At 68.5% G+C, this 17,361-nt stretch carries 16 protein-coding genes; 8 read left to right on the top strand and 8 right to left on the bottom strand.

Going from position 1 to position 17,361, the window contains the following annotated elements; all coding sequences use genetic code 11:
* Nucleotides 1-3: 3 nt before the first annotated feature.
* The gene (locus J2853_RS23735) at nucleotides 4-249 is read right to left on the bottom strand and encodes a DUF2630 family protein (protein ID WP_307561471.1); all 246 of its coding nucleotides are present in this window, start codon (nucleotides 247-249) and stop codon (nucleotides 4-6) included.
* A 366-nt stretch (nucleotides 250-615) separates the two neighbouring features.
* On the opposite strand from J2853_RS23735, the gene leuA reads away from it, so the two are divergent.
* The 3 genes from leuA to J2853_RS23720 all read left to right on the top strand — a co-directional run bounded on the left by leuA (nucleotide 616) and on the right by J2853_RS23720 (nucleotide 4,756).
* Nucleotides 616-2,328, top strand: a complete 1,713-nt coding sequence (gene leuA, locus J2853_RS23730) for a 2-isopropylmalate synthase (protein ID WP_307561469.1) — start codon at nucleotides 616-618, stop codon at nucleotides 2,326-2,328.
* 176 nt (nucleotides 2,329-2,504) lie between these two features.
* The gene (locus tag J2853_RS23725; protein WP_307561467.1) at nucleotides 2,505-3,143 is read left to right on the top strand and encodes a TraR/DksA family transcriptional regulator; all 639 of its coding nucleotides are present in this window, start codon (nucleotides 2,505-2,507) and stop codon (nucleotides 3,141-3,143) included.
* Nucleotides 3,144-3,481: 338 nt separating this feature from the next.
* Complete coding sequence (locus J2853_RS23720) at nucleotides 3,482-4,756, top strand: FAD-binding protein (protein WP_307561465.1); 1,275 nt, start codon at nucleotides 3,482-3,484, stop codon at nucleotides 4,754-4,756.
* A 55-nt stretch (nucleotides 4,757-4,811) separates the two neighbouring features.
* Here J2853_RS23720 and J2853_RS23715 read toward each other — a convergent pair whose 3' ends face one another.
* Both J2853_RS23715 and J2853_RS23710 read right to left on the bottom strand, forming a co-directional pair.
* Nucleotides 4,812-7,010 (bottom strand): GmrSD restriction endonuclease domain-containing protein, encoded by a 2,199-nt coding sequence (locus tag J2853_RS23715; RefSeq protein ID WP_307561463.1) that lies wholly within the window; start codon nucleotides 7,008-7,010, stop codon nucleotides 4,812-4,814.
* Between the two features lie 111 nt (nucleotides 7,011-7,121).
* Nucleotides 7,122-7,820, bottom strand: a complete 699-nt coding sequence (locus tag J2853_RS23710; RefSeq protein WP_307561461.1) for a TetR/AcrR family transcriptional regulator — start codon at nucleotides 7,818-7,820, stop codon at nucleotides 7,122-7,124.
* 115 nt (nucleotides 7,821-7,935) lie between these two features.
* On the opposite strand from J2853_RS23710, the gene J2853_RS23705 reads away from it, so the two are divergent.
* The 3 genes from J2853_RS23705 to J2853_RS23695 are packed head-to-tail and all read left to right on the top strand — an operon-like array spanning nucleotide 7,936 to nucleotide 10,180.
* Nucleotides 7,936-8,280 (top strand): YrdB family protein, encoded by a 345-nt coding sequence (locus J2853_RS23705; protein WP_307561459.1) that lies wholly within the window; start codon nucleotides 7,936-7,938, stop codon nucleotides 8,278-8,280.
* Between the two features lie 48 nt (nucleotides 8,281-8,328).
* Nucleotides 8,329-9,273: an NAD-dependent epimerase/dehydratase family protein gene (locus J2853_RS23700; protein ID WP_307561457.1), complete on the top strand. Its 945-nt coding sequence runs from the start codon at nucleotides 8,329-8,331 to the stop codon at nucleotides 9,271-9,273.
* A gap of 16 nt (nucleotides 9,274-9,289) precedes the next feature.
* Nucleotides 9,290-10,180: a Gfo/Idh/MocA family protein gene (locus tag J2853_RS23695; RefSeq protein ID WP_307561456.1), complete on the top strand. Its 891-nt coding sequence runs from the start codon at nucleotides 9,290-9,292 to the stop codon at nucleotides 10,178-10,180.
* 21 nt (nucleotides 10,181-10,201) lie between these two features.
* On the opposite strand, the gene J2853_RS23690 is transcribed toward J2853_RS23695, so the two are convergent.
* The 5 genes from J2853_RS23690 to J2853_RS23670 form a co-directional block, all read right to left on the bottom strand.
* Nucleotides 10,202-10,612 (bottom strand): type II toxin-antitoxin system VapC family toxin, encoded by a 411-nt coding sequence (locus J2853_RS23690; RefSeq protein WP_307561453.1) that lies wholly within the window; start codon nucleotides 10,610-10,612, stop codon nucleotides 10,202-10,204.
* Entirely contained in the window at nucleotides 10,600-10,872 is a 273-nt protein-coding gene (locus J2853_RS23685) for a hypothetical protein (RefSeq protein WP_307561451.1), read from the bottom strand. The genes J2853_RS23690 and J2853_RS23685 overlap by 13 nt, the downstream gene beginning before the upstream one ends.
* Before the next feature lie 191 nt (nucleotides 10,873-11,063).
* The gene (locus tag J2853_RS23680) at nucleotides 11,064-12,074 is read right to left on the bottom strand and encodes an acetamidase/formamidase family protein (RefSeq protein WP_307561448.1); all 1,011 of its coding nucleotides are present in this window, start codon (nucleotides 12,072-12,074) and stop codon (nucleotides 11,064-11,066) included.
* A gap of 129 nt (nucleotides 12,075-12,203) precedes the next feature.
* Entirely contained in the window at nucleotides 12,204-13,619 is a 1,416-nt protein-coding gene (locus J2853_RS23675) for an APC family permease (RefSeq protein WP_307561446.1), read from the bottom strand.
* A 77-nt stretch (nucleotides 13,620-13,696) separates the two neighbouring features.
* Nucleotides 13,697-14,785 carry a substrate-binding domain-containing protein gene (locus J2853_RS23670; RefSeq protein WP_307561444.1) on the bottom strand — a complete coding sequence of 363 codons (1,089 nt, stop codon included), beginning with the start codon at nucleotides 14,783-14,785 and terminating at the stop codon, nucleotides 13,697-13,699.
* A 74-nt stretch (nucleotides 14,786-14,859) separates the two neighbouring features.
* Here J2853_RS23670 and J2853_RS23665 point away from each other — a divergent pair, with 74 nt between their 5' ends.
* Nucleotides 14,860-15,336, top strand: coding sequence for a MarR family winged helix-turn-helix transcriptional regulator (locus tag J2853_RS23665; RefSeq protein ID WP_307561442.1), 477 nt, complete (start codon nucleotides 14,860-14,862; stop codon nucleotides 15,334-15,336).
* 384 nt (nucleotides 15,337-15,720) lie between these two features.
* Nucleotides 15,721-17,334 carry an alkaline phosphatase D family protein gene (locus J2853_RS23660; RefSeq protein ID WP_307561441.1) on the top strand — a complete coding sequence of 538 codons (1,614 nt, stop codon included), beginning with the start codon at nucleotides 15,721-15,723 and terminating at the stop codon, nucleotides 17,332-17,334.
* Nucleotides 17,335-17,361: the final 27 nt, after the last annotated feature.

Below are 17,361 nucleotides of genomic sequence, written 5' to 3'. Positions count from 1 at the left end.
GGGTCACTGGCGGTAGCCCTCGACCTCGTTGATCGGGCGCGGTGCCGCCGAGTCCGGGTCCTCCCCGAACTCCCGGCGGGCCCGGCGCTGCCTGAGCAGGTCCCAGGCCTGGTCGAGAGCCTCCTCCAGCTGCTTGATCCGGTTGTTCTCCTCGTTCGAGGAGATCGCGTGGGTCCCCAGCCGGTCCCGGAGCTCTCGCTCCTCGGCGATGAGTTTGTTGATGTGGGTGAGGATGTCGACGTCGTTCATGCCCGTTCCCCCTGTCGGCTTTTTCCTGGGACTGTATCCGATCAGCGGCCGGCCGCCCGTCCGCAGGCCGGGCCGACGGCGGCGACGCCCCTGACGGGATCGTACGGTCCGTGACCCCGGCCGGATCGGCGACCCGATGATCCGGTGCGCCGCCGCGGGGAGCTCCCGAAACGGCCCGCGGACGTCAAAGATCTCATTATGTGGGCTTGAGTCTCAGGAATTTAAGACCGTCTGCTAGCCTGCTGTGCATGCTGCGCGGACTGCTTCTTAGCTGCCGCGACGAGGGCCTGTAGAAGGCCGGCTCCCTCGTCGCGGAGAGAGTCATGCGCGTCGGCCGCGATTGTTTTCCAGCCGAGGAGCCATTGCATGTATCCGCAGCAGCAGCCCAGCCCCATGCCGTTCAAGCGTTATCAACCCTTCGTCCCGGTCCGGCTCGACGACCGCACCTGGCCCGGCAAGGTCATCGACAGTGCCCCCCGCTGGTGTGCCGTGGACCTGCGTGACGGCAACCAGGCGCTGATCGACCCGATGGACTCCCACCGCAAGCTCAAGATGTTCGAGCTGCTGGTGAAGATGGGGTACAAGGAGATCGAGGTGGGTTTCCCGGCCGCCTCACAGACCGACTTCGACTTCGTACGGCAGATCATCGAAGAGGGGCGCGTCCCCGACGACGTGGTCATCCAGGTCCTGACCCAGGCCAGGCCCGAGCTGATCGAGCGGACCTTCGAGTCGGTGCGCGGCGCCAAGCAGGCCATCGTCCACCTCTACAACTCCACCTCGACCCTCCAGCGCCGGGTCGTCTTCGGCCAGGGCAGGGAGGGCATCACCGCCATCGCGGTCGAGGGCGCCAAGCTGTGCAAGAAGCTGGCCGCCGAGATGGAGGACACGGAGATCTACTTCCAGTACTCCCCGGAGTCCTTCACCGGCACCGAGCTGGAGTACGCCGTGGAGGTCTGCGACGCCGTCAACGAGGTCTGGCAGCCCACCCCCGACCGCAAGGTCATCGTCAACCTGCCCGCCACCGTCGAGATGGCCACGCCGAACATCTACGCCGACCAGATCGAGTGGATGCACCGCAACCTGGCCTACCGCGATTCGATCGTGCTGTCCCTGCACCCGCACAACGACCGGGGCACCGCCGTGGCCGCCGCCGAGCTGGGCTACATGGCCGGGGCAGACAGGATCGAGGGCTGCCTGTTCGGCAACGGTGAGCGCACCGGCAACGTGGACCTGGTCACGCTGGGCATGAACCTGTTCTCCCAGGGCGTCGACCCGGAGATCGACCTCTCCGACATCGACGAGGTCCGCAGGGTCACCGAGTACTGCAACCAGCTGCCTGTCCACCCGCGTCATCCCTGGGGCGGCGAGCTCGTCTACACCGCCTTCTCCGGGTCCCACCAAGACGCCATCAAGAAGGGTCTTGAGCACCTGGAGCGCGACGCGACCGCCGCGGGCGTCCCGGTGGACGAGTTCACCTGGGCGGTGCCGTACCTGCCGATCGACCCCAAGGACATCGGCCGCACCTACGAGGCGGTCATCCGGGTCAACAGCCAGTCCGGCAAGGGCGGGGTCGCCTACATCATGAAGGCCGACCACCACCTGGACCTGCCGCGCCGCCTGCAGATCGAGTTCTCCCGCGTCATCCAGGCCCGCACCGACGCCCTCGGCGGCGAGGTGAGCCCGGCTCAGATGTGGGAGGCGTTCACCGACGAATACCTGCCGAACCCGGTCAGCCCGTGGGGCCGCCTGGGCCTGCTGGCCCACCGCCACGTCTCCGGGGGCGACGCGAAGGACGCCATCAGCGTCGACCTGCGCGTCAGCGGTGAGATCCGTGAGGTCGAGGGTGTCGGCAACGGCCCCATCTCCGCCTTCTGCGACGCCCTGGCCCAGGTCGGGGTGGAGGTCCGCGTCCTGGACTACGCCGAGCACGCGCTGAGCTCCGGCGCCGAGGCCAAGGCCGCCTCCTACATCGAGTGCGAGATCGCCGGTCAGGTCCTGTGGGGCGTCGGCATCGACGCCAACACCACCACCGCCGCTCTCAAGGCCGTCGTCTCCGCCGTCAACCGGACCGGACGCTGACCAGCCGCGCCTTCCGCTGACACCCGCCCGCGCCGCCCGGCACGATCTGCCGGGCCGGTGATGCCCGGCGCCCGGCAGGACCTGCCGATCGGCGTCGCCCGACAACGGCCCACAAGGCATCAACGTCGTTCACCCGACCGCGCCCACCGCGAAATCCGCAGGGGCGCGGTCGAGTCATGTCCAGCTCAACGTCGCCGGATCCCTTCTTCGGCGTTGAGGCGCGTGGTTTCCCGATGGCTGAGTGCCATCCGCCTGACGCGGGTTCGGCGAGGGCGGCTATGACCGAGATCGGCTCTTATGGCGACGGCTTTGGTGAGTTGGGAGCCGTAAAATGGGGAGAATCCCCAAATCAGCGCGTTCGTACGGAATGTCCGCATTGTCTCCGGCAGGGAACGCGGACCCGGTTGTGGAACGGGGTGAAAACGCCGATGGGCAAGCAGCTTTCCGGAGCGGGCCTCTCCTCCTCGGAGCGGGCGGCCATGCAGGATCTTCTGACCGAGGATCGTGAGAGTACGATGATCCAGATCGCGGCACTGACGCGTGATTGGGACGGCATCATCGAATCGGCAACACTGGTGGCGAACGACGACGAGCACGATCCGGAGGGGGCGACGCTCGCCTTCGAGCGAGCCCATCTGGAAAGCCTGCTCGACAAGGCCCGCTCTCGCCTCGAGGATCTGGACCAGATGTCCGAACGGCTCCGCGAGGGCACGTACGGCGTGTGTGAGAACTGCGGACGGCCCATCGCCTTCGAACGCCTGAAGGCACGTCCGGTCGCGCGGACCTGCATCGAGTGCGCGGCGCACAAACGGTGACGACGCGCGGCCGATGACGGCCCGTGGGCGGTGACCGATCACGAACGGTGACCGTCCACGGGCCGGTAACGGTTCGCGGCCGGTGACGGCCCGTGGACGGTGACGGTTCGCGGCCGGTGACGATCCGTGGACGCTGACGCCCATGAGTCGTTACGCTCCGTAAGTCGTTGCGGCCCGTGAGTCGTCACGCTCCATGAGCCGTGACGGCCGCAGGAGGCAGGACAACGCCCTTGAACTACGCTTGGTGCGCCGGTGCCGCCGTCGTGCCCCTGCACGACCCGGCGTGAGGCGTGCATCGATCACGCGCGGCCTGGCGTGAGGCGTAGAGAGGGCATACCTTGACCGGACGGCTGACGAACTGGGCCGGCAACATCACCTACGACGCCGCGCGGATCCATCGCCCCGGCAGTGTGGAGCAGCTCCAGAAGCTGGTCGCGAAAAGCGACGGGGTGCGGGCGCTCGGCACCCGTCACTCCTTCAACGAGATCGCCGACCGGCCCGGCGGGGATCTCGTCTCCCTGGAGGATCTCCCGAGCTCGACGGAGCTCGACCCCGCACGCCGTACGGTCACGGTCGGTGCCGGGGTCCGGTACGGCGAGCTGAGCCGATGGCTGCACGGAGAGGGCTACGCGCTGCACAACCTCGGCTCGCTGCCGCACATCTCGGTCGCCGGGGCCTGCGCCACGGCCACGCACGGCTCAGGGGTGGGCAACGGCAACCTGGCGACCGCGGTGTCCGGGCTCGAACTGGTCACCGCCGACGGCGAGATCGTCGTCCTCAGCCGGGAGAAGGACGGCGACCGCTTCGCCGGCGCGGTGGTCGGGCTCGGCGCGCTGGGCGTCGTCACCCGGGTCACCCTCGACGTCGTCCCGACCTTCGACGTGCGGCAGTACGTCTACGAGAACCTCCCGTGGGCGCGGCTGGAGGAGCACTTCGAGGAGATCATGTCCGCCGCGTACAGCGTGAGCCTGTTCACCGGCTGGAACGGCCCTCGGATCGACCAGGTGTGGGTGAAGCAGCGCGTCGACGAGCCGGGTCCGTGGGAGCCGGCGCCGCGCTGGCTGGACGCCACCGCGGCGCCGGCCGACCGGCATCCCCTGCCGGGGCTGTCCGCCGTCAACTGCACCGCGCAGATGGGCGTGCCCGGCCCGTGGTACGACCGGCTGCCGCATTTCCGCCTGGACTTCACCCCCAGCAGCGGGGAGGAGCTCCAGTCGGAGTATCTGCTGCCGCGCCGCCACGCGATCGCCGCGCTCCGCGCGCTGGACGGCGTCAGGGAGATCGTGGCCCCCGTTCTGCAGGTGTCGGAGATCCGCACCGTCGCGGCGGACGACCTGTGGATGAGCCCCTCCTACCGGGAGGACGTCGTCGCCCTCCACTTCACCTGGAAGAAGGACTGGCCGGCCGTGCGACGGGTGCTCGCCGTGATCGAGGACCTGCTGGAACCCTTCGAGGCCCGGCCCCACTGGGGCAAGCTCTTTGTCATGGGTCCCGAGCGGGTGCGATCTCTGTACGAGCGGCTTCCCGACTTCCGGCGGCTGCTCACCGACCACGACCCCACCGGTAAGTTCCGCAACGCGTTCGTCGACGAACGGCTGTTCGGCGAGCGTTGAGCATCGGTCGATCAGGTGACCCGGAGGCTCCCGGCACCTACGGGTCCGTGGAGCGTCATGAGCCGGTGCCGGCCAGGCCGCGGTTGATGGCCTCCTCGCGGAGGCGTTTCAGCGGCACCGCGGCACCGCCGTGTTCGATCCGCCAGACGTCCCAGCCCGCGCATGCCTTGGTCCCGGCGACCGCGGCCCCGGCGGCGGACAGGGAGTGGAAGACCTCGCTCGTCGCCTCCACCCTGATCGTCCCCCCTTCCTCGACGGTGGCGAAGTGGATCTCACCCCTGACCGTCCGGAAGATCTTGGCGTTCGGGGGGATCAGACCCCCCTTGATCAGATCGAGGAGTTCGACGCCGTAGTGGCGGCGGGCCGGAGGCGGCTCGGGAGGAAGTTCGATCACCGGCAGGCGGAAGCCGAGCCTGGACGGGTTCCAGATCTCCTCGCAGAGGAGCCGGTAGAGCTGCTGACGCCGCTCGATCTCCTTGACGCCGAACTCCGGGCAGGGCTGGAACGCCTTGTCGAGTCCGGAGTCCCTGAGGTAGTGGGTGAAGGGGGTGTTCCGCAGGCGGCTCTTGGGATGCAGCGAGGCTGCGAGCCGGTTCTCGGCGTAGTAGTGCTCGATCTTCCGCTCGTAGGGGTCGTCCCGGAAGCTCGCGTTGACGGACTTGGGCAGGAGCAACAGGGCGCCGAGGCGGTTGCGCCGGAGGTAGAACTCCTCGATGTTCTTGACGGAGCCCCGGTGCCGCTCGAAGCGGTTGGCCCAGATGTGCTCGATCTCGTAGTCGCGGGCTCCCCGGAGGAAGTCGTACTCGTGCTCTCCCCCCTCGCACGCCCGCTGGACGTGGGCGGTCATCCGTGAGAGCAGGTAGCGGACCAGGCGGCGGTTGTTCGCCCGGAGCCCGAAGGAGGTGAGCTCGCGGAAGTCGTGATCAAGCAGGGAGGTCTCCCTGCCGAGGACCGTGGCGACGTCGTCGGTCGTCCGGCAGATCCGCAGGACGGGGATCAGCCGGTGGACGATCTCGTCGAGGTCGCGGCGCTGCACCGGCAGGTTGTTGACGCACCGCCGTACGTAGACGAGGTCGAGGAACATCGAGACCATCGAGCACTTCTGAACGAACACCTGTTCGGAGTCCTCCGGAGAGGCGACGGAGAGCAGGAGGGTGAACTGGCTGTCGATGCCGTGGTAGCCGTTGAAGTAGACGGCGGCCAGATCGGGCCTGAACTCCCGGCAGGCGCGGAGCAGCACGCAGTAGCGCTCGGACACGTTCGTGAGCCTCTGGACGAACTCCCGCGCTCCGGCCGGGCGGTCGAGGCCCAGGTGGACCTCGTTGCGCAGGATCCACTCGTGGACGGCTCTCCCGATGTCGGCGGCGTCCGCGGACGCCGCGTCGAGGTGCGCGTACTGCGCCAGGAGGAACGAGCGGACGTACGCGCTGGGCGTGTTGGCCTCGGGGGAGTCGGTCTCCGCGGTGGTGAGGCGGGCCAGCATGTCGGCCCACGCCTTGCTCAGCTCCTCGCGCGTCCGCGGGTCGACCCGCCGGAAGAGGTGTCCCTTCAGCAGGTCCACGTGACTCAGCCGGAGCCCCCGGTCGTTCATGGACACGAAGATCTCGCGTCCGTTCTCCTGGTCGAGGGCACGGATGCCGACCAGGCACACGCGGTCGAGCAGCCACCGGACGAAGGGCACCAGGGCCTCGCCGCGCAGCACCTCGGGGAACTCCCCGTCGATCTCCCTGCTCCGGTCGTGAAGGTTTCTCACCGAGATGTGGGCGTCGTCGGACAGGGTGAACCCCTTGAGACCGTTCCAATCCGTGACCAGGGAGTTGAGCAGTTGCGCGCGGGCCAGCTCCTCGGTGCTGCCGACCTTGAAGCTCCGCCTGCCGTGCCGCGCCGTGTAGGTGAGCCCCTCCAGCTCGTCGGCGTAGATCCACTTCTCCTGGTCGAGCAGCAGTTGCCGGAGGTAGATGAGCACGAGGTGGAGCGTGGTGACGCGCTGCTGGCCGTCGACGAGGAAGGTACGGCCCTCGCCTTCGTGGTAGACGTAGGGGCCGAGGAAGTAGGGGGCGTAGCGGCTGACCTCGTCGCGCTCGTGCAGGGGGTTCCACTGGCTGAGGAAACGCTGGCTGAGGTCGTCGATCAGGGTGCCGACCTCGTGACGGGTCCAGGTGTACTCCCGCTGGTAGTAGTCCAGGGCGAAGGAATTGCGCTCGAAGAGCGTGCGGACCGTTACACCTTCACCGTGAATAGGACTTTCCGCCATGGATCGGGAACGCCTCTCGCCTGTGGTGGATGGCTCGCTTGAGAGCTGAGTCTCTCTCATCTATCACGTTAGGCATAAAAGCGTTACTAATCTCGGCGAAGTCATACTTTGTCAGGCTGGGAGGCCGAGGAAACGGGCCTGGCAGCGTATGGAGTGATCGAAGGCGGGGGTCGGGTCGAGGATCGCGTTCGTGAACTGACCGAACAGCTCGAAGCCGATCCAGCCGAACAGGCCGGTCCAGGTGATCAGGGCGCGGATGACGAGGTCGTCGGGGGCCTCGGGCATGATCTCGCGCACGCGCGCCGCGTCCTCGGCGAAGGAGGGGGGCGGGGGCGGGCAGAGGCCGGGCGGGTCGAGGGCTCCGGCGCGGTGGGCGTCGGAGATGATCCGGCCGTAGACGTGGGTGCCGCGAAGCGCCGCGGAGACGGTGTCCACGGGAGCCTGGTAGCCGGGCACGGGTGAGCCGTACAGCAGGGCGTACTCGTGCGGATGGGCCAGCGCCCAGTCGCGTACGGCATGGCACACGGCCGTGAACCGGCCGGAGTGGTCCTCGCGTGGGCAGGCCGCCTCGGCGTTCTCCACGGCCTCGCCGACGGCGTTGTAGCCGTCGATGATCAGGGCGGTGAGCAGGTCGTCCCGCGACGGGAAGTAACGGTAGATCGCCGAGGAGACCATGCCCATCTCGCGGGCGACCGCGCGCAGGGAGAGGCCGCCGGCCCCCTCGGTGGCGAGTTGGCTGCGGGCGATGTCGGTGATCTCGCGGGTCAGCTCGGCCCGGACCCGTTCTCTCGCTGTACGGCTTGAGCTCATGCCCAGGACCATACCAGAGCACCGAAAGAAAAAAAGAGCAGTGCTCTTGACGAGCGTCGTTCTTTTGGGAGAGCATTGCTCTCGAAACGGAACGACAATCTCCAAGGAGCCCTCGATGCTGTCCCTGGCCAAGAACACCAACCTTCTGGTCATGTTCCTGCTGGAACTGGGCGTTCTCGTCTCGGTCGGCTACTGGGGGTTCGTCGTGGGGCAGAACTGGCCGGTGAAACTGCTCCTCGGGCTTGGCGCACCCGCGCTCTTCATCGCGCTCTGGGCCCTCTTCGGCGCGGCCAACGGCGCCGTGATCCCGCTCACCGGATTCGCCAGGGTCGTTCTGGAGGTCCTCTGGTTCGGCGGCGGCGCCGCGGCGCTGGTCATGGCCGGACGCCTGACCCCGGGGATCGTCTTCGCCGCCGTCTACGTCGTCAACGCCGCGCTGCGGCTGCTGTGGGCTCAGTGACGCGAACCCGTTGAAGCATCCTCGAACATCAGCGAAAGGAAGATCGACATGGGTAAGCACGTCATCGCCGGAGCCGGACAGGTCGGCTCCGAGGTCGCCCGCCTCCTGGCGGGGCAGGGGCACGAGGTCGTCCTCGTCAGCCGTTCCGGATCCGGCCCCGATCTTCAGGGGGTCCGCAAGGCGGTGGCCGACGTGGCCGACCGGGAGCGGCTGACCACGCTGGCCGAGGGGGCCGACACCTTCTACAACTGCGTCAACCCGCCCTACCACCGCTGGGCGCAGGACTGGCCGGCGATGGCCGGATCGATGCTGGCGACCGCAGAGGCCACCGGCGCGGGCTACGTCATCCTCGGCTGCCTCTACGGCTACGGCGCCCCCGAGCGGCCGATGAGGGAGAGCGACCCGCTCACGCCGCCCAGCGCCAAGGGCGCGATCCGGGCCGGTATGTGGCGGGAGGCCCTGGCCGCGCACGAGGCGGGGCGGGTCCGGGTGACCGAGGTGCGCGGTTCGGACTACTTCGGTCCCGGCTGCCTCGACCAGTCGCACCTGGGGGACAGGTTCGTTCCCCGGCTGCTCGGGGGAAAGCCCGTCCGCTACGTCGGCGATCCCACGCAGCCGCACAGCTGGACCTACGTGCCGGACGTGGCGCGGGCCCTGGTGGCGGCGGGGGCCGGCGACCGGGCCTGGGGCCGGGCGTGGCACGTTCCCACGAACGACCCGATGACGGCTCAGGAGGTCGCGGAGCGCCTGTGCGCGCTCGCGGGCGTCCGGAACCCGGGAGTCAAGACCATGCCCCACTGGCTCGTCCGCACCGCAGGGACCTTCTCGCCGATGCTCGGCGAGCTGGAGGAGCTGCGCTACCAGTTCGTCCGGCCCTTCGTCATGGACTCCACCGACTTCCGGACCACCTTCGGCATGGAGCCGACCTCGATGGACGAGGCGCTGACGGGGACTCTCGCGTGGTGGCGAAACCGGTCGGCGACGGCGGCGTAGGCCGTACGCTCGGTTCATGAAGCTCGCCATGATCGGCCTCGGCGATATCGCGGAGAAGGCCTACCTGCCCGTCCTCTCCGCGCTGCCCGGCCTCGACCTCCACCTGTGCACCCGCAACCAGGTCACGCTCGACCGTCTCGGCGACGCGCACCGGATCGAGCACCGCTTCACCTCGGTGGAGGAGCTGCTCGGCGCGGGCGTCGAGGCGGCCTTCGTGCACGCGGCCACCGGCGCCCACGTGAAGATCGTCGAGCCGCTGCTCCAGGCGGGCGTCCACGTCTACCTGGACAAGCCGATCGCCTACACCCTCGCCGAGTCCGAGCGCCTGGTACGGCTGGCACGGGAGAGGGGACGGTCGCTGCTCGTCGGGTTCAACCGCCGCAGGGCGCCGTCCTACGCGGCCCTGCTCGACCTGCCCCGTCACCTGGTGGTGATGGAGAAGAACCGCAGGGACCTCCCGGAGGACCCGCGCACCGCGATCTTCGATGACTTCGTCCACGTCGTGGACACGCTCAGGTTCCTGGTGCCCGGGAAGATCGAGCACGCCGGGATCCGGAGCCGCGTCAGGGACGGGCTGCTGGAGCACGTGACGCTGGAGCTCTCCGGAGACGGCTTCACCGCGTTCGGGATCATGAACAGGGTGAGCGGTGCGGCCGAGGAGACCGTGGAGGTCATGGGCGGGGGAGTCAAGCGGCGAGTGGTCAACCTCGCCGACGTGATCGACCACGCCGGGGGAGAGACGCTGACCCGCCGCGGCGACTGGACCCCGGTCTCCCGCCAGCGGGGCATCGAACAGGTCTGCCTGGAGTTCCTGGACGCGGTCCGCTCCGGCGTCGTGATCGACGCCGGCGACGCCCTGGCCACCCACGCGATCTGCGAGGACATCGTCCGCGCCTGCGCAGGCTAGATTCCGGCCACTACAGATCCGTCAGTTGACCTGGGGCTCGACGAGGGTGACGCGTGGATCGATTTTGGGCCACTTCTTGTCGGCGGAAAGTATCTCGGCATCGAGAACGATGCCGGTGGCCAGCACAAGGGCGTCGGGTAACCGTAGCGCGGAGTGGGCGGCACGGAGTCTAGCCGCTGTGACAGCGATATCGAGGTCTATGGGAACCGGGGTACCGAACGCGCGGATAAGACGTCTTAGTCGGTCTTGTAGAGCGGGTTCGCCCTGCCGTGCGGCACCTATCAGAATCTCCGAGGACACGATGATCGGAACGGCAAGTCGATCACTGCGGAGGCGGCGCTCTCGAACTGTGCCGGCCGCGGCCAGATGAAGTGCGTCCTTGGGGTCAAAAAGCCCGAGCAGAATGCAACTGTCGAGGACTACCGTTCCCATTCGTCCCGCAATGCTTGAAGATCAGTCGCGGCGGACAGCCCTGGAGCGGACCCGATCAGGGCCTCAAGGGAGTCCTCTTCGTCATCTGTTCTGGCGGCGACATGCCAGATATTCGGGAAGTTCTCCGTCGGCAGTAGGACGAATCGCCGTCGCCCATGCTCGGTGAGGTAGGCGATTCCCTGCTCGCTGGCCGCGCGGGTCAGCTGGTCAAGGTGCTCCGGTGCTTCGTCGAGCGGTAACTCGAAGGCAGGCTCAGCCATGTCCGCAGGATATCCCACGGGTATTCGTTCGGATGGAGTTAGCTGGGTATCCGCCCAGAGAGACTCGATCGCCGGCGATTGCTCCGCTTTACGGGGACTGAGAGCGGCGATCACGCGGTGAACCGTCCCGCGCCACGCGCCCCCGGTGAGGCGTGGAGTGGGACGGTTCACCGCGAGGTGAACGCCTTCCGTCAGCGTTCGGCCAGATACCGCCGGCCGAGGGCGCGCAGCCGCTCGTGGGCCGACTCGTAGACGTCGGGCCGGCCCAGGTAGGTCTTGGGGACCTTGGCGACCATCGTGTAGTTGCTGTCGCAGACGTTGCCGACCGGCGCCTCACCGATCTGGCTGATCAGCTGGTAGGCGTCCAGCGTCTCCAGCCCCGTGAGCTCCGCCGACCAGGTGACCAGGTCGTGCTGGCTGATCCGGTAGGCGTCCTCCAGCGGGCGGGCCGAGCCGGTCGACATCAGGTGGTCGTCGTCCTCCAGGCGGGGCCAGGGGGTGCCGACCCCCTTGATCAGCTCCACCGCCACCACGGTGTTCATCGCGGCCTCGACGGCAGTGCCGCACACCTCGCCGTGTCCCTGGCGGGCGTGTCCGTCCCCCACCGCGAACAGCCCGCCCTCGACGTTGACCCCGAGGTACACGGTCACCCCGGCGCGCAGCTCGGGGGTGTCCATGTTGCCGCCGTGGGCGTCCGGGGTGATCGTCATGCGGGCCTCGGACGCGCCGGGCGCGACGCCGACCGTGCCGTGCATCGGGTCGAGCGGGAGCTCCATCGTGAAGTCACTGTTGCGGGCGTGATAGCGGACCACGCCCTTCTCCACGTCGATGTCGTAGCGCCACACGACCTCGTCCAGCGGCGGGCTGAGCATGGCGGTGGTGTGCGTTCCGGTCAATGCGCCGAAGTGCGGGAACGTGGCGGACACCGCCCAGTCCCTGGCGGGCTCGATGGAGACGAAGTGCAGGGCGAGCGTGTCGCCCGGCTGGGCCCCCTCGACGTGGAAGGGGCCGGTGACCGGGTTCAGGTAGGGGAACTCGCAGACGCGCGAGGGCAGGTCGTCGACCGAGCGCACCCGGCCGCCGAAGCAGTCCTCGGTGTACATCTCAAGGATCGTGCCGGGCTGGATCGTGCCGACGGCGGGCCGCCCGCCGAAGGTGTAGCTGAGGTCTTCGAGCGCGGGACGGTAGGAGACGACGTTCACCGGGCGCCCGCCCCGTCGAGGGTCCGCGCCGTGGTGAGGGGAGAGGACGTGAAACCTTCCTCCACCTCGAGAAAAAGCTCAAACATTGATCTGACCTCGCATGATCGGAACTGTGGGGAGGGGAGACGGCTACCGCACGTACTTCGCGGACGGTTCCGGGGCGTCCGGCGTCTCGGTGATCCCGGCCAGGGTGGGGCGGCGCTTGAGGGCGTAGAAGACGATGAGCACCACCACGCCGATGCCGAACCAGATGGCGCCGAGGACCTGGGCCGCGATGTTGGCGTTGATCACGACGGCGAGCAGGATCCCGAAGCCGATCACCGGGGCGATCAGGTGCCTCCACCAGTCGCGGCTGCCCTTCCGCAGGACGTAGTGCACGACCACCGACACGTGCAGCGCGAGGAAGGCGGTCATCGCGCCGAAGTTGACCAGCCCGCTGATCAGCGCGATGCCGTCGTCGCGGGTGTCCAGGTAGAGCCCGAGGCCCAGGGAGATCGCGGCCACCAGGAGGGTGGCGTTGACGGGCACCTTGTGCTTGGGGCTGATCTTGGCCAGGAAGGCGGGGAGCTGGCGGTCGCGAGCCATCGCGAACAGCAGGCGCGAGGTGGCGGCCTGGGCGACCAGCGAGTTGGCGAAGCCCCAGGCGATGGCGGTGGCGACGGCGGTCAGCACGCTGAGCCAGTGGCCTCCGGCGAACTCGGCCATGTCGTAGAAGGCACTGCCCGCGGGGTCGCCGTTGGCCAGCAGATCGGCCCGGTTGGGCGTGAGCAGCGCGGCCACCCAGGTCTGCGCGATGAACAGCAGGCCGGCCAGGGCCAGCGCGGCGACCATCGACTTGCCGAGCTTCCGCGAGTCCACCTGGCTCTCCTCGGCCATCATCGAGATGCCGTCGAAGCCGAGGAAGGACAGGACCGCGACCGAGACCGCGGCGAAGATGAGGGACCAGGAGAAGGTCGAGGAGTCGAACAGCGGGGTGAGCGCGCCGGTCTGGGCCTTGCCCTGGGCGAGGGCGATCACGCCGACGACCATGAAGATCGCCAGTACGATGACCTCGCCGATCAGCATGAGCTTCGTGATGCGCGCGGTCATCTGGATGCCGGTGTAGTTCACGACCGTGTTGAGCAGTACGAACACGATCAGCCAGCCCCAGATCGGGATGGCCGGGACGAACGACGCCATCGCCGCGCTCGCGATGAGGTAGAGCAGAGCGGGCACCAGCACGTAGTCGAGCAGGATCACCCATCCGGCGAGGAAACCGACCGGTGCCGCGATGCCGCGGCCCGCGTAGGTGTAGACCGATCCGGCCATCGGGAAGGCGCGGGCCATCTGCGCGTAGGACATCGCCGTGAAGGCCATGGCGATCATGCCGACGGCGTACGCGAGGGCGACCATGCCACCGGAGACCTGGAAGACGCCCCCGAAGATGCCGAACGGCGCGATCGGGACCATGAAGATCAGGCCGTAGACGAGCAGGTCCGTGAAGCTGAGGGATCGGCGGAGTTCCTGCTGGTAGCCGAATTGCTCCAGTGAGGGTTCGGTGGTCATGAAATGGCTCCTTATATGGCTGCAGGCCTGACCATAGAACCAAAACTTGAAAAGGAAAAGTTTCCAGGTGGAAGTTTTTACCGCACGATGTCGAAGTCGAGACCTTCGGCCCGTCCGATGTGCGCGCTCCGCCGTACTCCCCGGCCCTGGAGCGTCAGCCGTCCCCGCGCGGTGACGATGGAGGTGCCGTCGGCGATCGCGTCCACCTGGGGTACGGCGAGCGTGCCCGCGCGCGCGCCGAGGGCGGCGAGCATCAGCACCGCCTCATAGCACCCCTGACCGTGCCCGTTCAGCAGCGGCGCACTGGAGCCGAACCGGCGGATGTAGCGCTCACCGAGGCTCAGGCTGTCGTCGGTGACCAGGCTCGCGAAGTAGCCCATCGCCCCGTAGAGCTCGCCGGTGGCGTCGCCGCCGATGCCGAGCAGGCCGTGCTCCTCCAGCGCCCCGCAGAGGCGCGGGTACGACAGTCCGGCCGCGACGAAGGCCCGGTTGAAGGTGACGAGGTCGCTGCCGATCAGGCTGAGCAGCACGGCGTCGGGCCGGCTGGCGACGAGTCTCTCCAGGATCGAGGCGAGATCCCGCATGCCGTGCGGTACGAACCGCTCGCCCACCACCGTGACGTTGCGGGCGGCGAGGTGGCGGCGGGCGGCCCCGTGGACGAGGCGCGGCCAGACGTAGTCGTTGCCGAGCAGGAACCACCTGCGGGCGCGGCGCCGGTCGATCAGCCAGTCGAGGCCGGGTCTGAGCTGGCGGCCGGGGGTCTCGCCCAGGAAGTAGACGCCGGGCGCGTGGCCGCCCCCCTCGTACGGCGGGGCGTAGACGAACGGCACCTTTCCGGCCAGCGCCCGTACCACCTCGATCCGCACGTCGCTGCCGTGGGTGCCGACCACCGCGTCGATCACACCGCTGTGCGCGAGCCCCGAGACCTGGGCGGCCACCTGCCTCGCCGGGCCGCCGCCGTCGATCAGGACCAGCTCGACCTGCCTGCCGAGTATCCCGCCCGCGAGGTTCACCTCGTCGGCGGCGAGGATCGCGCAGTTGATCGCGCACGGTCCCACCAGGCCGAGGACCCCTGAGATCGGCACGACCAGTCCGACGCGTAGTGCACCGCCCCGGATCAGCTCTGCTTCCAGGGGTTCTATAACGGGTGCGATGGCTTCTGCCACGAAGACGAGTATCCTCCCCAATGGACGGGTACGGCAGACCTGTTACACAGCCGGGATACAGACGGGAGCTCCACATGGTGACGACCGGGCTGGGATCCTCGCTCGCCTACCTGCTCAGCCGGGCCGAGCGCAGTGTCAATCGAGGTCTCGCCGTCGCGGTGACCGCCGAGGAGATCACCGTCGAGCAGTGGCGCATCCTGCGCGCCCTCGCCGACGGCCGGGGGCACTCGATGGGCGATCTCGCCGAGGCGGTGCTGATGCCTCACCCTACGCTGACCAAGGCCATCGACCGGCTCATCGACCGTTCCCTCGTCTACCGGGGGCACGACCCGGCAGACCGCCGCAAGGTCGCCGTCTTCCTCGCCGACAGAGGAGGCGACCTGCTCGCCCGGGTCGAGGGCGGAGTGGCCGAGCACCATCGGCTGATCGAGGCGGCCTATGGCACCGAGCGTACCGAACGGCTCATGCGCGACCTGGAGGGCCTGGTCAGGGCCCTGGAGGAGCCGTCCGCGGTGCTCTCCGAACAGAATCTGGGCGGTATCGCCCGCTGAGCGCCGGGACGCCGCACCGGGGGCGTGCCTCATACGCGGAGCCCCGCACGGGCGGCGGGTCCTGGCAGGCCGCGAGCGGTGTCGTGCCGGACCCGGAGGCCTCACGCGGCGTTCGTTCCGGCCTCGCGCCGCGCCCGGCACCGGGACGGCGAGCGGAGCCTCCCCGCTCTGCCCGGGTGGTTTTTCGCGGTCGGGACGGCCGCGATTTTTTGCCGGAGAACGCCGGAAACATCGCGTTCTCATGACCGGCCCTTGAGTGTTTCCCCACCTGCGGGATGATCCGTTGTTATCCGCCGGAGCGTCTGGGCATTGTGGGATGAACACACCGGTTTGGCGGGATCGGATCGGGATGCTTGACGTTGTGTGATGTTTGAGGAGACGAACGTGCCAGAGCTTGTGGTCGGACCGATGCTGCGTTATGTGGATGAGACGAGTGCGTCGGTGTGGGTCGAGACCAGCGAGCCGTGCGAGGTGACGATCGAGGTCGGCGGGACGCGTTCGCGGGCACGCACGTTCACCGTGCACGGCCACCACTACGCGATCGTGGACGTCGAGGGCGGCGGGACCTACGAGGTCCGCCTTGAGGGGAAGACCGTCTGGCCGCTTCCGGACCAGCCGCCCAGCCGTATCCGGTTGCTGGGCCCCGAAGGACCCAGGCGGGTGATGTTCGGCTCCTGCCGGACCAGCGTTCCGCACGACACGATGCATACGATCTCGCACGGAGTGGACGTGCTGCGGGCGTACGGCGACAGCCTGACGGGCACGCCCGAGGAGGAGTGGCCCGACATGGTGCTCCTGCTCGGGGACCAGGTCTACGCCGACGAGCCGTCCGCCGAGATGCTGGAGTTCATCAAGAACCGCAGGGACGACGAGCCGAAGACCGAGATCGCCGACTTCGAGGAGTACGCCGAGCTGTACCGCCTGGCGTGGACCGACCCGGAGATCCGCTGGTTCCTCTCGACCGTGCCCAGTGCGATGATCTTCGACGACCACGACCTGCGCGACGACTTCAACACCTCCTCCTCCTGGCGCGAGCAGATGGAGAAGGTCGAGTGGTGGCCGCGCAGGGTGACCTCCGGCCTCGGGGCCTACTGGATCTACCAGCACCTGGGCAACATGTCACCGCAGGAGCGCTCGTCGGACGAGCTGCTCGGCAAGCTGTGCGCGATGGAGGGCGACGGGGCCGCAGCCCTCGACACGTTCGCCAAGCACGCCTACGACGCCCCCGCGGACAACCGGTGGAGCTACTCCCGCGACCTCGGCGGCACCCGCCTGCTCATGCTCGACTCCCGGTCCGCGCGGCAGCTCACCCCCGGAGACCGGCGGATGCTCGACCCGGTGGAGTGGGAGTGGCTCACCGGGGAGCTCAAGAAGGAGGGCGCGGAGCGTTTTGTGATCGGCACGTCGGTGCCGTTCCTGCTCCCCTCCGGCATTCACCACATCGAGAGCTGGAACGAGGCACTGGCCCAGGGGGCCTGGGGAAAGCGGACGGCCCGCTGGTCGGAGGCGATCCGCCAGGCCGTCGACCTGGAGCACTGGGCGGCCTTCCGCCGTTCCTTCGAAGACCTGTCCAGGCTGCTGGCGGGGGTCGGCAAGCCCGTGATGCTGCTCTCCGGCGACGTGCATTACTCCTACGTGGCGAAGGCGGACAAGCTACCCATCTATCAGCTCGTCTGCTCCCCGATCCGCAACCCGCTGAGCCGTACGCTCCGCCTGGCCAACATCGTCGCCCAGTTCGGCGTCGCGACCCTGATCGGGCGCTCGCTCTCCCGGATGGCCAAGATCCCCAAGCCGCCGTTCAGGTGGCGGATCACCAACGGCCCGTGGTTCTCCAACGCGGTGGCCACCCTGTGCCTGGACAACAGCCCCGTGTCCGTCCGCTGGGACACCGCGGCCGCCACGAACATCTCGGAGATCACCACGGTGGAACTCCAGGAGGTCCCCGGCAGGAGACAGGACACCGGGACGCTCCAGCCCGGTGGGGTGGCCGGCTCCTGACCGCCCCGGCCCCCGAGGCCGGCCGAT

The sequence above is a fragment of the Streptosporangium lutulentum genome, from assembly GCF_030811455.1.
GTDB classification, from domain to species: domain Bacteria; phylum Actinomycetota; class Actinomycetes; order Streptosporangiales; family Streptosporangiaceae; genus Streptosporangium; species Streptosporangium lutulentum.
This window is presented reverse-complemented; position numbering and strand designations above follow the sequence as displayed.

Excerpts from the sequence above, each read along its gene's own strand:
- J2853_RS23735 (WP_307561471.1), bottom strand. The coding sequence starts at position 249 with ATGAACGACGTCGACATCCTCACCCACATCAACAAACTCATCGCCGAG.
- leuA (WP_307561469.1), top strand. The coding sequence starts at position 616 with ATGTATCCGCAGCAGCAGCCCAGCCCCATGCCGTTCAAGCGTTATCAA.
- J2853_RS23725 (WP_307561467.1), top strand. The coding sequence starts at position 2,505 with ATGTCCAGCTCAACGTCGCCGGATCCCTTCTTCGGCGTTGAGGCGCGT.
- J2853_RS23715 (WP_307561463.1), bottom strand. The coding sequence starts at position 7,010 with ATGGCGGAAAGTCCTATTCACGGTGAAGGTGTAACGGTCCGCACGCTC.
- J2853_RS23710 (WP_307561461.1), bottom strand. The coding sequence starts at position 7,820 with ATGAGCTCAAGCCGTACAGCGAGAGAACGGGTCCGGGCCGAGCTGACC.
- J2853_RS23705 (WP_307561459.1), top strand. The coding sequence starts at position 7,936 with ATGCTGTCCCTGGCCAAGAACACCAACCTTCTGGTCATGTTCCTGCTG.
- J2853_RS23700 (WP_307561457.1), top strand. The coding sequence starts at position 8,329 with ATGGGTAAGCACGTCATCGCCGGAGCCGGACAGGTCGGCTCCGAGGTC.
- J2853_RS23695 (WP_307561456.1), top strand. The coding sequence starts at position 9,290 with ATGAAGCTCGCCATGATCGGCCTCGGCGATATCGCGGAGAAGGCCTAC.
- J2853_RS23690 (WP_307561453.1), bottom strand. The coding sequence starts at position 10,612 with ATGGGAACGGTAGTCCTCGACAGTTGCATTCTGCTCGGGCTTTTTGAC.
- J2853_RS23685 (WP_307561451.1), bottom strand. The coding sequence starts at position 10,872 with ATGGCTGAGCCTGCCTTCGAGTTACCGCTCGACGAAGCACCGGAGCAC.
- J2853_RS23675 (WP_307561446.1), bottom strand. The coding sequence starts at position 13,619 with ATGACCACCGAACCCTCACTGGAGCAATTCGGCTACCAGCAGGAACTC.
- J2853_RS23665 (WP_307561442.1), top strand. The coding sequence starts at position 14,860 with ATGGTGACGACCGGGCTGGGATCCTCGCTCGCCTACCTGCTCAGCCGG.